We start from the raw sequence: 12,606 nt of genomic DNA on the forward strand, positions 1-12,606 counted from the left end.
CTCGCGGCAGGCTCATGCCTGTCGAAAGGCCCGCTCACGCAGGCCCGCTAGGCCATGGCCCTGGGACCGCGCCTGGACCTCAGGCAAAGCCAGTCGCTGGTCATGACCCCGCAGCTCCAGCAAGCGATCAAGCTGCTGGCGCTGTCCAACCTCGAGGTGGAAACCTTCATCGGCGAAACGCTGGAGGCCAACCCCTTGCTCGACGTGGGCGGCGAACCGGCTGCATCGGCCTCCGAAACCGTCGACGTGCCCGAGGAAGCGCGCCGCACCACGCTTGAGGAATCGCCGGTGGACCGGCTCATCGGCGAAGGGCGGGGAGAGGACGACCGCCCGCTCGATATCGACGCTTCCGCGCTCGATCGCGACCGCGACACCGGGGAATGGTCCGCCGACCTACGCCTCGGCGGCGGCGAGGAACTGCCCGCCATCGAGGAACGCGGCCGGGGCGAAGCGACCTTGGTGGAGCACCTCGAAGCACAAGTCGGCGCTGCCACCGGCGACCCTCTGCTGGCCGGGATCGCCCGCTACCTGATCGGGCAACTGGACGAAGCGGGCTACCTGCCGGTCGCGCTCGCGGAAATCGCGGAAGACCTCGCCGTCGATCCGGCCGAGGCGGAGGCGGCACTGGCCGTCGTCCATTCGCTCGATCCCACCGGCGTCGGCGCGCGAACCCTGTCCGAATGCATCGCTCTCCAGGCGCGGGAGGCCGACCGCCTCGACCCGCTGATGGCGCGGCTGATCGACAATCTCGACTTGCTCGCGCGCGGCGAACTGGCCCGGCTCAAGCGCATCTGCGGCGTGGACGACGAGGATTTCGCCGACATGCTGTCCGAGCTGCGCGGCTACGACCCGAAGCCCGGCCTGCGCTTCGGCGGCGAGCCCAGCGCCGCGGTCACCCCGGATATCCTCGTCACGCCGCGCAGCGACGGCGGCTGGAATGTCGCCGTCAACCAGGCCAGCCTGCCGCGCCTGATCGTCAACCGCAGCTACTACGTGGAATTGAAAGGTACATGCGCCGACAAGGGCTCGCGCGCCTGGCTCTCGGAAAAGCTGGCGGATGCGAACTGGCTGATCAAGGCGCTGGACCAGCGGCAGAAGACCATCCTGAAAGTCGCCAGCGAACTGGTGAAGCAGCAGGAAGGCTTTTTCAGCGGCGGCATATCGCAGCTCAGGCCGCTGACTTTGCGCACCGTGGCCGAGGCGATCGGCATGCACGAATCGACCGTCAGCCGCGTCACCTCGAACAAATATCTCAGCTGTCCGCGCGGGACTTATGAACTGAAGTTCTTCTTCACCTCGGGCGTCGCCGCCACCGGCGGCGAAGGCGCCTCGGCCGAAGCGGTCAAGGCGGCCATCCGCCGTCTTGTCGACGCCGAAGATCCCAAAGCCATCCTGTCCGACGATGCCCTGGTGGACCTGCTGAAGGACAAAGGCTTCGAACTGGCCCGCCGCACCGTCGCCAAGTACCGCGAGGCCATCGGGCTGGGCAGTTCCGTGCAGCGCCGCCGCCAGAAGGCTATTGCTGCGGTGCGGTAAGAACTAAGCAAGCAGATGATAAACAAGACATGTTAAATGCTTGTTGTGCTTAGTATAATTCTATTTGAATTGTTTCGATTCGTGATAGCCTTCTTTCCATGAAGTGCACCGGACTTGCGACCAACCGCAAGCTCGTGACGTCGCAAGAACGCGGTGTACCCATGGAAAGGATTGCCGATGTCCTACGTCGATCGACATTCCACAAAAAGTCTGGCCAACGGAAGCCAGAAGGCACTCACCGGCGGCATCGTGGCCTTGATACAGGGTGGACTCGTTCTCGCCCTGGTCAACGGTTTCGCGGTCACCCTGCTCAGGAGCGATCCGCCGAAGAACCCCGAAGCGACCCAGATCAGGCTGGAACCTATCCCGGTTCCACCTCCGCCCGAGCCCCAGGCACAGCCCGATAGGCCCGTGGATCAGCCGCTGCTGACCGCCCCGACGCCGCGGATCCAGCTTCCTGCCCAGGATCCGGTTCAGGTCTCCACCACGGTGCCCACGGCCACGCCCAGCGCCTTCGAACCCACGGAGAGAGTCGCGGTGGCGCTGCCCACGCCAACCGAGACCCCGGCCCGGTTCCAGCCGCGCGGGGCGCTTCCCAGCAATGCCGCATCGGGCTGGGTCACCACGCAGGACTACCCCACCGCGGATTTGCGCGCCGAACACCAGGGCAGCGTCCGTTTCAGGCTCGACATCGATGCGCGCGGGCGCGTCAGCCAATGCGCCATCGTCGCGTCGAGCGGCTTCACCGGCCTCGACGAGGCCACCTGCAAATACGTCAGCAGGCGTGCCCGGTTCGAACCGGCCACCAATGCCGAAGGCCAGGCGGCCTCCGGCAGTTACCTGGGGACGATCCGCTGGATCATCCCGCGGGACTGACCTCGAAACCCCCAGAGGTCACCCGCCCGGAGCGGCACCGCTTCCGCACTTTGTGTGCCGCTCCGGCTGATGCTCCCGCCCTCGGTGGGGGATGGGCCTGCTTCGCATGTCGCGGAGCAGGCCCGCTTCTTTCTTTACCCGCTTCTCTCATGGCCCGGATCGGTCCTTCTCGGGACAATTCCCTAGCCCCCCTTCGGACTTGATACACCGCATCGCTTTAGCTCTCGGCAGGAACGCCCTCTTCCGCCGGGAGCCGCCTGATGATTCCGAAGAGCTTCCATTTCATCTGGGTGGGCGATGAGGCCCGCCGCCCCGACAATTGCATCGAGACCTGGCGCGCGGCCCATCCCGATTGGCAATTCCGCCTCTGGGGCAATGCCGAACTGGACGGGCGGAACTGGGTGAACGCGGCTCACATGCGGCAGATGGCCCCGCGCGAACTCAACGGCGTGGCAGACATGATGCGCTGGGAAATCCTGCTCGAACATGGCGGCCTGGTTTTCGATGCCGATTCGATCTGCCTGCGCCCGCTCGACGAAACCCTGCTCGACTGCGAGGCGTTCGCCTGCTGGGAAAGCGAAATCGCCCGTCCCGGCCTGATCGCCGCCGGCTATTTCGGATGCGAGGCCGGCAATGGCTTCGTGCGGCAAATCGTCGAGGACATCGCCGCCAGCCCCTCGGTCATCGGCGACATGGCCTGGAAAACCGTGGGTCCGCAGCGCCTGACCGACTGCTACCGCAAGTTCGCCTATACCCCGCTGCGCATCTACCCGAGCCACATGTTCATCCCGCGCCACTTCACGGGCGTGACGTATGGCGGCAGCGACCCGGTCTATGCCCATCAACTCTGGGGTTCCACCCTGCGCACTTACGAGGACATGCACAGGACCGACATCGGCGCCATGGCCAGCCAGTCCCGGCAGCCCCCGGAAACGGCGCCTTCATCGGCGCCGGCAGTGACAGCACCCACTCCGGCAACGCCATCGCCATCACCCCCGCCGCGCGCATCTCCGCTCGAAGGCATCCACGCCCCGTACTTCCTGCAGCGCGTGCAAGTGGGCGCCGAACTGGCCCCGCTCGGCAGGATGGAGGTTCTCGCCAGCCTGCTCGCCGGTCAGCGCGTGCTGCATGTGGGCTGCGCGGACTGGCCGATTACCGATCCGCGAACCTCGCTTCATGTCCAGCTTGAAGCGCATTGCCGGCAACTCGATGGGCTCGATCCCCATGGCGAGGCGCTCGAACAGTTGCGGCCGTTCGTGACAGGACGGCTGTTCACCGACTTCGCGCAAGTCACTGACAGCTACGATGTCGTACTCGTTCCCGAAGTGATGGAGCATGTCGCGGACGTCGAGGCGTTCCTCGGCCAGATCGCGGCGGTGGACGCCAATCTCTTCCTCATTTCCGTGCCTGACGCCTTCCAGTGCCGGTCGCGCCATTTCGACTACGTGGCCGAAACCGAGACGTTCCTGGAAGCCGTCCACCCCGACCACAACGTCTGGTATACGCCTTATACTTTCGCCAATACCTTGCGGAAATACAGCGGCCTGGAATTGCAGCGGATGTGGTTCTTCAACCGCATCTCGCTCCTAGCGCTTCTGAGCAAGCCAGTGCAGGCCGCGCCGCCGTAAGCGAAGCGCGGGGGCAGCAACCCTCGGCCGAGGACGGCAACGCGCCGCCTTGATACGTCTCTATGACTCCATCACACTCGGCTTGCTGGAGCGCTCGATCATGCCGGTCGTGCTCTGCCCGTCCCACGTATAGAAGGCGTGGCTCTGCTGGACGAGCGGGAAGTCCGCGGGCCAATCCACCGGCTTGGCGAACCCGCCGCGCGAACGGACATTGACGAATGTCGTGCCCGCGATCGCCACGCGGCGGCCGTCGACGGTTTCGAGCACGCAGGACACATCCTCGCCGCCGGTGACGAAGCGGCGCAGCCACGGCACTTCCACCGGGCGCGCCGGGGTGTGGACACCGTCGGTATCGATGATCCAGCCCTCGGCATAGTTCGGCTCGCCGTCCTCGCGCGGGGGATAGATATTGAAGCCGAAGGCGCGGCCATCGGGGAAGACCGCCGATTGCCAGCAATGGCCCCAGAAGCCGGCGAAGGCGCGAAAGCCGGTGCGCCGAATGCGCAGCCCGTTGCCCTTGAACGGGCGGGCCACGCCGTCGACAGTGAGCGTGCCGCTGCAGCGAAAGAGCTGCTCGTAGCGCGGGCTCATGAAGCTGCCCTGCTCGCCGCCAAGCGCTGCGGCCGCTTCGGGCAGGAGCGATCCCGGCACCCAGGGCGGCGCGGCCATGTCCATTTCGGCCGCGATCTCCAGGTCGCTCCAGCGGGTTTCCTTGAAATCGGGATCGTCGATTATGGCCTGTGCCGAAGTCTCCGCCGCCTGCCCCCGGTAGGAGACGGTCCAGCGGCGGAAGGGGTCCTCGCATTCGAAGCGGACGGGGCCGGTGCCGCGCACGGTCGGGCGGCCATCGGCACCGTAAGGTGCATGAACCGCTCCGTCCCCGCGTTTCGAGAGCAGGCGGCCATCAGCAAAGGCAACGTCGAGCCAGAATTCGTGCCTGTCCCAGGCATTGCCGACCGCCTCGACGCCGATCCGCATGGCGAAGAGGCCGTTCTCCTCCTCGATCCACACGTTCACGGCATCGCGCAGCCCGTCATCGGGCTTTTCCGCGACGACGAACTCGCGTTCTTCCGGGACGCCGCCGGTAAGATCGAATGCTGCGGTGGCCATGGCTCTCCCTTCCCTGTGTCGGGAAAGGAGGCTGTCATGGCGAAGACGTCAGGTCACGCCCGGGCGCGTACGCCGGGGCGATGACTCGTCAGGCGTAGGGCGGCTTGTGGAGACCCTGGGGGCTGGTGGTGAAGATCTCGCAGCCGGTTTCGGTGATGCCGATCGAATGCTCGAACTGCGCCGACAGCGACTTGTCGCGCGTCACCGCCGTCCAGCCGTCGGACAGCAGCTTTACCGGCGGCTTGCCCAGGTTGATCATCGGTTCGATGGTCATGAACATGCCGGGCTTCAGCAGCGGCCCGGTGCCGGGGCGGCCGGCATGCACGACTTCGGGTGCGTCGTGGAACAGGCGGCCGAGGCCGTGGCCGCAGAATTCGCGCACGACGCCGTAGCGGAACGACTCGGCATAGGCCTGGATCGCCGCGCCGATGTCACCCACGCGGTTGCCGGGCCGGGCCTGCTCGATGCCGATCATCAGGCATTCGTACGTCACCTCGACCAGGCGACGCGCCTTCAGCGAGACATCGCCCGCCAGGTACATGCGGCTAGTGTCGCCGTGCCAGCCGTCCAGCAGCGGCGTAACGTCGATATTGACGATATCGCCGTCCTTGATCGCCTTGTCGGAGGGAATTCCGTGGCAGACCACATGGTTGATCGAGATGCAGCACGAATGGGCATAGCCGCGGTAGCCCAGAGTGGCGGGCACGGCGCCGCCGTCCAGCGTAAGTTCGCGCACTTTGTCGTCGATGGCGGCCGTGGTCACGCCCGGCTGCACCATCGGTGCGATCTCGTCGAGGATCATGGCGGCAAGGCGGCCGGCCTTGCGCATGCCCTCGAAGCCCTCGGGGCCGTGCAGCTTGATGGTGCCGTCGCGCAGGACGGTTTCGCTTCCGGGTTCGACGGTCTGGTATTCGGTCATGAGGGCTACATAACAATTGCGCGCGCAAAATGCGAGATCACGCGTGAGCGCGCGCTATTGCCTTTTCCGCCTCGCTATTTCGCCACCGAGAAGCTGGATCGGTACTGCGGCTTGAGAGCGGCCATGACCGCGCCCGTCACCGGCACCGTCACTTCATAGCTGCCCTCGGCATAAGGACCGGCATTGTAGGGCGGCACGAGCAAGCCGATGCGGTCGAACGTCTGCCGGTTGGTCGAGCCCAGGATCACCACCTGCTCCACCGGATCGATGCATTCGGAGAACATCTCGTCGCTCTTGTCGATCGGGCCGCCGCGGCGCTTGACGCGCTCCTTGTCGAGCGCGGCGCAGAACGCGGTGCGCAGCGCCTTGGACAGGGCTTCCTTGCTGGTGAAGAGGTCGATCGGCTTGCGCGCGGTTTCGGCATGGCGATCCCAGAGAAGCCCGTCGAAAGCGGTCATGCCGTGAGCGCCGCCCGAATAGACGTAGGATTCCGAGGACAGCGAGAGCCACCCCGGCAGGCTGGTCACGACCTTCCAGTCCTCGCCGTAGCTGTAGGCGTGGTAGGGGAAGTCGTTCTTCTTCGCTTCGGCCTGCCCTTCTCTGGCGCTGCTCACCAGATCCGCGCGGGACGTGTCGAGCTGCTGGTCGAGATTGGCCTTGAGCCCTGGAATCGCCCCTGCGGCATCGGGATAGGAATAGGAGAATTCGTAAAGATCGTTCTCGGTCTTCTCCGCGCGGCCGCCGCCCACGACGACGTCACCGGCCTCGGTGCTGGTCTCCGTCGTCGTTTCGTTAGCGCTCTCGGTCTGGGCCGAAATCCCGGCCGATGCGGTTTCCGACGGGGCAGGAGCGGACTTTTCGCCCTTGCAGCCGCTCAGCAGCAGGGCCGCAATTGCAGCGGAGACAAGACACCAGGCACCAGATCGCATCATTTTTCCTCTCGGCTCATGCTCGCAGCAAGGCTAGAGAATGGGACCATGACCGACAAGAACGCATTGATTCAGCCCGATCGCGGCCAGAAGGCCGTCGCCATCCACCTCGTTTCCAAGGACGGGGAGAAGGATGGACTGGAACAATTCATCAAGGGCCTGTCGGTTTCGCAGCGCGCCGCGCTCGAAGCGCAGAAGTTCGTGGGCGATGCGGGAAGCCATGCGATCCTTCCCGATGGCGACGGCTGGCTTGTGGCCGCAGGCGTATCCGATCCGGCCAGACTCACCACCTGGTGCCTGGCGAAGCTGGCCGATGTCCTGCCCGCCGGCACTTATCGCCGCGCCGGCGCCGATGGCGCCAAGGCCGAGATCGGCAAAGCCGCGCTGGGCTGGATCGCCGGGCAATACCGTTTCGATCGCTACCGCTCCGAGCCGTCCGAGGAAGGTCCGCGCATTCTCCTGACCACCGAGGTCAAGGCGATCGACGCGATGATCGCCGAGGGCGAGGCGATCGAGCTGGTCCGCGATCTCGTCAATACCCCGGCCGAGGACATGGGCCCGGGCCAGCTCGAAACCGAGGCGGAATCGCTCGCCAAGGCGTTCCGTGCGGAGGTGAAGATCACCCGCGGAGAAATGCTGGAGCGCGAATACCCGATGGTCCATGCCGTCGGCCGTGCGGCTGGCCGTGCCCATGCACCGCGCCTGATCGAGCTGGAATGGGGCGACCCCAAGCACCCCAGGATCGCCGTCGTCGGCAAGGGCGTCTGCTTCGATTCGGGCGGTCTCGACATCAAGCCCGGCGCGGGAATGCTGCTGATGAAGAAGGACATGGGCGGCGCCGCGCACGCCTTGGCCCTCGCCCGCCTGATCATGGGCGCGAACCTGCCGGTACGCCTGCATCTGGTGATCCCGGCGGTGGAGAACGCCATCGCCGGCAATTCCTTCCGCCCCGGAGACGTGCTGCGCAGCCGCGCCGGCATCACGGTGGAAATCGGCAATACCGATGCCGAAGGCCGCCTGATCCTGGGCGACGCGCTGACCCGCGCCGGCGAGAAGGAGCCTGAACTGGTGATCGACTTCGCCACGCTCACCGGCGCCGCGCGCGTCGCCGTCGGCCCGGACCTGCCCGCCCTGTTCGCCCGCGATGACAAGACCGCGCAGGACATTCTCGATGCCGGGCTTTCCGTGGACGATCCCTGTTGGCGCCTGCCGCTCTACGATGGCTACCGCGAATACCTGAAGTCCGACATTGCCGACATCAACAATGCCGGCTCCAGCGGCTTCGCCGGGGCCAGCACGGCGGCGTTGTTCATGGACCGTTTCATGCCGAAGGGCATGGACTGGGCCCACTTCGACACGTTCGCCTGGCGTCCCGCCGCCAAGCCCGGCCGTCCCAAGGGTGGAGACGCCCTCGGCCTGCGGGCGGCGTGGCTGATGTTGCAGCGGCGCTACACCGGCGACGGCCGCTGAACTTGCGTCTTGGCCATGCCCCCGCTAAGCGCGCGCATCTTTGCATTTGGAGAAGCACCCGCGTTGGCCACTGAGGATTCCTATACCCGCCCTCCCCGGATCGATGGACTGCTGGCCATGACCGGACCGAGTGTGACCGCGGATCCCGGATGCCTTCCCGTGCGCGGCGATCTGGCGCACATCAAGCTGGCCGGTCTCTACTTCGTGCCGCACTATGCCGTGCCGATGCCGCATGTGGTGCTGGACGGCGCCGTGCTGCGGGTGATGAGCCGCGCCGATGCCGAAGCGATTCGCGACCTGCCCTCTGGCGACACGTTCAACGTGCTCGACATGGCGGGCAACTGGGCCTGGGGCCAGCTGGGCGAAGACGGCCAGGTCGGCTATGTCGCGCTCGACGCATTGAAGGCACATAGCTGATGACGAAGACGGTCTTCATCGACGGCGCCGCCGGAACCACCGGCCTCGAGATCGCCGAACGGCTTGCCGGCCGCGCCGAGTTCGAACTGATCGTCCTCGATGAAGCGCGCCGCAAGGACGACACTGCCCGCGCCGAAGCGCTGAACGCGGCTGACTTCGTGATCCTCTGCCTGCCCGACGATGCCGCCAAGGCCGCCGTGGGCATGATCCGCAACGAGACCACCCGCGTGATCGATGCGTCCTCGGCGCACCGCGTGGCGCCGGACTGGACCTACGGTTTCCCGGAAGTGATTGGCCGCGACGCCGTGGCCGCCGCCCGCTTCGTCAGCAATCCCGGCTGCTATCCCACGGGCTTCATCGGCCTCGTCGCGCCCCTGGTGAAGGCCGGCCTGCTTCCGGCCGACTGGCCTTACGTCTGCCACGCCGTCTCGGGCTATTCCGGCGGCGGCAAGGCACTGATCGCCCGTTTCGAGGAAGACCGCGACGTGGCCTTCCGCGCCTATGGCCTGGCGCTCGGCCACAAGCATGTGCCTGAGATGGTGGCGCATGTCGGCCTGTCGATCGAACCGATCTTCGCGCCGGCCGTCGTCCCCGCGCATCGCGGCATGCTGGTGGAAGTGCCGCTGCACTTGTCCGCCATGCCCAAGGCGGGATCGCCGGCCGATCTTCGCGCCGCCCTGGCCGATTTCTATGCGGACAGCACGATCGTCTCCGTGATCGACGACCAGCCTGACGAACTGCTCCTGCGGGCCTCGATGGCGCCGGTGGACACGCTGACGCTGCGCGTCCTGGGTGCCAGCGACGGTTCCCAGGCACGCCTCGTCGCCATGCTCGACAATCTCGGCAAGGGCGCGAGCGGGGCTGCGGTGCAGAACCTCAACCTCATGGCGGGCCTCCCCGAGACCGCCGGGCTGAGACTCTAAACCCCAATACGTCGACCGCGCAAAGAAGGCGCCGGAAGCCCCAGCGGTTTCCGGCGCCTTCTTGCGTTAGCTTATAGGCCCCGCTTTTCGCCTGTCCCCTCCCCCGTTCGTTCGCCCGTACGTTCCTCCAGCTCTTCGTCATTGCGAGCGCAGCGAAGCAATCCAGGGCGGCGCGGCGCGACTCTGGATTGCTTCGCTGCGCTCGCAATGACGAAGGTGGGTGCTGCACTCGCGGAGCAGGCAGGCATGGGGCCAGCAAGGGGTGACGGGTTCGAAGCAAACCTTCCCTCGCCCTCACAGCACGCGTGCACAATTTTGAGGCAGGGTGTGCCCGAATCTTGAACACATAATGTCGCCAACCGGGTAGTTACCCGCATGACTCTGCACATTCGAGGTGTCGAAAGCCAAGATTACGGTCTTTTCGCGGCTGCACAGTTGGCCTACGAGAGGGCCATCCGCATTGGCACGATTCTTGATGGGAATCGCGCGCGAGGCATCTGGTTCCCGGACCGGAATTGTCTTCGGAAAAAGATCCGGGACCATGCAGGGGTCAACACAGGCGTGAAAAAGATCGAAGCTATCATCAAGCCGTTCAAGCTGGACGAAGTGAAGGAAGCACTGCACGAAGTTGGCGTTTCGGGCATCACCGTCACGGAAGCCAAGGGCTTCGGCCGCCAGAAGGGCCATACCGAACTCTATCGCGGCGCCGAATACGTCGTCGACTTCCTGCCCAAGGTGAAGCTCGAAGTGGTGGTTCCCGACGCACTGGCCGAACGCGTGGTGGAAGCCATTGCCGACGCCGCGCAAACGGGACGCATCGGTGACGGCAAGATCTTCGTCGTGCCGGTCGAAACCGCCGTGCGCATCCGCACCGGCGAGCGGGACGACGACGCCCTGTAAATCACGGGAAGCGGAAAGGCTTCGCCCGCGAAGGATTTTCGAGAGCGCAGGACCACAAGGGCGGGCTTTCCCGCCGCCTGTCGCATCCAAGCCGGCGTGTGCCGGAATTCGATTGCCCGGCTTCGGCAGGATCGAAATGATCCTCCGGGCCGGATCGGGACGAACCGGCGGGGGCCGGGTCTTCCCGTGGACAATGCAACACCAAAGCCTCTTTCGGGATCGGAAGAGCATCACTGGAGACTACTCTAATGGCTAGTGCAAAGGACGTCCTCAAGAGGATCAAGGACGAAGAGATCGAGTGGGTTGACCTGCGTTTCACCGACCCCAAGGGCAAGTGGCAGCACCTCACCATGGTCGCTTCGATCCTCGGCGAGGACGAGCTGGAAGACGGCCTGATGTTCGACGGTTCGTCGATCGAAGGCTGGAAGGCCATCAACGAGTCGGACATGATCCTCAAGCCCGACCTCGACGCCGTCTACGTCGATCCGTTCTCGGCCACCCCGATGCTCATCCTGTTCTGCGACATCGTGGAACCCTCGACCGGCGACCTCTACGCCCGCGATCCGCGCTCGACCGCGAAGCGCGCCGAGGCCTTCGTCAAGTCGGCCGGTTTCGGCGACACCGTCTATGTCGGCCCGGAAGCCGAATTCTTCATGTTCGACGACGTGAAGTTCTACGACGGCTACGAAGGCAACGGCTTCAAGCTGGACGACATCGAACTGCCGGGCAATTCGGACAAGTCGTACGACACGGGCAACCTGGCCCACCGTCCGCGCGCCAAGGGCGGCTACTTCCCGGTCGCTCCGGTCGACTCGGCCGTCGACATCCGCGGCGAGATGGTCACCACCATGCTCGAAATGGGCCTGCCCTGCGACAAGCACCACCACGAAGTGGCGGCTGCCCAGCACGAACTCGGCCTGACCTTCGGCACGCTGGTCACCACCGCCGACCGCATGCAGATCTACAAGTACGTCGTCCACATGGTCGCGCAGGCCTATGGCAAGACCGCCACGTTCATGCCGAAGCCGATCATGAAGGACAACGGCTCGGGCATGCACACCCACATCTCGATCTGGGACAAGGGCAACCCGCTGTTCGCCGGTAACGGCTATGCCGGTCTTTCCGACATGTGCCTGTACTTCATCGGCGGCGTCATCAAGCACGCCAAGGCCCTGAACGCCTTCACCAACCCGACCACCAACAGCTACAAGCGCCTGGTGCCGGGCTACGAAGCCCCGGTTCTGCTGGCCTACTCGGCCCGCAACCGCTCGGCCTCGTGCCGCATCCCCTACGGTGCGGGCGACAAGGCAAAGCGCGTGGAATTCCGCTTCCCCGACGCGATGGCCAACCCCTACCTCTGCTACGCCTCGCTGCTCATGGCCGGCCTCGACGGGATCAAGAACAAGATCCACCCGGGCGAAGCCATGGACAAGAACCTCTACGATCTGCCGCCGGCCGAACTCGCCGAAGTGCCGACCGTCTGCGGTTCGCTGCGTGAAGCGCTCGACTCGCTCCAGGCCGACCATGCCTTCCTTCTCGAAGGCGGCGTGTTCACCGTGGACCAGATCGAATCCTACCTCGAACTGAAGTGGCCGGAAGTGCTGCGTTGGGAAACCACGCCGTCGGCCGTCGAGTTCGACATGTACTACAGCGCCTGATCGCGCTTCCTTCCTCCCGTTTCTTCGGAAAGGGGGGAAGGAGCATCAGTTCGCCGAGTGGGGCGCCCGGAGCAATCCGGGCGCCCTTTTCGTTGGCCGTTCGAGCGCATCCGCAGCAGGCGGAGACCGGCTCCCTCGACCGACCGCGCCTTACCCCGCACGAAAAAGAACCTTTGCGCTCAGTGCGAAACGGTGCGGACAGCCCGCTCCTGCCGCGCGACGTTCCGCCGCGACGCTTGG

11 protein-coding genes are annotated in these 12,606 nt (G+C 65.5%); 8 read left to right on the forward strand and 3 right to left on the reverse strand.

Annotated features, from left to right (window positions below):
• Window positions 1-54: 54 nt before the first annotated feature.
• The 3 genes from rpoN (at window position 55) to AC1VV3_RS07995 (ending at window position 4,040) form a co-directional block, all read left to right on the forward strand.
• A complete protein-coding gene (gene rpoN / locus AC1VV3_RS07985; protein ID WP_482961494.1) occupies window positions 55-1,536 on the forward strand; it encodes an RNA polymerase factor sigma-54 in 1,482 nt (493 codons plus the stop codon).
• A gap of 177 nt (window positions 1,537-1,713) precedes the next feature.
• Entirely contained in the window at window positions 1,714-2,412 is a 699-nt protein-coding gene (locus AC1VV3_RS07990) for an energy transducer TonB (RefSeq protein WP_134094648.1), read from the forward strand.
• Window positions 2,413-2,672: 260 nt separating this feature from the next.
• On the forward strand, window positions 2,673-4,040 hold the full coding sequence (locus tag AC1VV3_RS07995) for a glycosyltransferase (RefSeq protein WP_482961495.1): 1,368 nt from the start codon (window positions 2,673-2,675) through the stop codon (window positions 4,038-4,040).
• 60 nt (window positions 4,041-4,100) lie between these two features.
• On the opposite strand, the gene AC1VV3_RS08000 is transcribed toward AC1VV3_RS07995, so the two are convergent.
• From AC1VV3_RS08000 to AC1VV3_RS08010, 3 genes are all read right to left on the reverse strand, one after another.
• Window positions 4,101-5,150, reverse strand: a complete 1,050-nt coding sequence (locus tag AC1VV3_RS08000) for a hypothetical protein (RefSeq protein WP_482961496.1) — start codon at window positions 5,148-5,150, stop codon at window positions 4,101-4,103.
• 88 nt (window positions 5,151-5,238) lie between these two features.
• On the reverse strand, window positions 5,239-6,069 hold the full coding sequence (gene map, locus AC1VV3_RS08005; RefSeq protein WP_134094651.1) for a type I methionyl aminopeptidase: 831 nt from the start codon (window positions 6,067-6,069) through the stop codon (window positions 5,239-5,241).
• Between the two features lie 74 nt (window positions 6,070-6,143).
• Window positions 6,144-6,998: a DUF4163 domain-containing protein gene (locus AC1VV3_RS08010; RefSeq protein ID WP_482961497.1), complete on the reverse strand. Its 855-nt coding sequence runs from the start codon at window positions 6,996-6,998 to the stop codon at window positions 6,144-6,146.
• 48 nt (window positions 6,999-7,046) lie between these two features.
• On the opposite strand from AC1VV3_RS08010, the gene AC1VV3_RS08015 reads away from it, so the two are divergent.
• From AC1VV3_RS08015 to glnA, 5 genes are all read left to right on the forward strand, one after another.
• Complete coding sequence (locus AC1VV3_RS08015; protein WP_482961498.1) at window positions 7,047-8,468, forward strand: leucyl aminopeptidase family protein; 1,422 nt, start codon at window positions 7,047-7,049, stop codon at window positions 8,466-8,468.
• Between the two features lie 117 nt (window positions 8,469-8,585).
• Window positions 8,586-8,885, forward strand: a complete 300-nt coding sequence (locus AC1VV3_RS08020; protein WP_134094654.1) for an SH3 domain-containing protein — start codon at window positions 8,586-8,588, stop codon at window positions 8,883-8,885.
• Window positions 8,885-9,808 (forward strand): N-acetyl-gamma-glutamyl-phosphate reductase, encoded by a 924-nt coding sequence (argC, locus tag AC1VV3_RS08025; RefSeq protein ID WP_132264781.1) that lies wholly within the window; start codon window positions 8,885-8,887, stop codon window positions 9,806-9,808. The genes AC1VV3_RS08020 and argC overlap by 1 nt, the downstream gene beginning before the upstream one ends.
• Before the next feature lie 561 nt (window positions 9,809-10,369).
• Window positions 10,370-10,708 carry a P-II family nitrogen regulator gene (locus tag AC1VV3_RS08030; protein WP_008832116.1) on the forward strand — a complete coding sequence of 113 codons (339 nt, stop codon included), beginning with the start codon at window positions 10,370-10,372 and terminating at the stop codon, window positions 10,706-10,708.
• 248 nt (window positions 10,709-10,956) lie between these two features.
• The gene (glnA, locus tag AC1VV3_RS08035; RefSeq protein ID WP_132264777.1) at window positions 10,957-12,366 is read left to right on the forward strand and encodes a type I glutamate--ammonia ligase; all 1,410 of its coding nucleotides are present in this window, start codon (window positions 10,957-10,959) and stop codon (window positions 12,364-12,366) included.
• Window positions 12,367-12,606: the final 240 nt, after the last annotated feature.

It is taken from the genome of Novosphingobium sp. BL-S-34 (genome assembly GCF_056857015.1).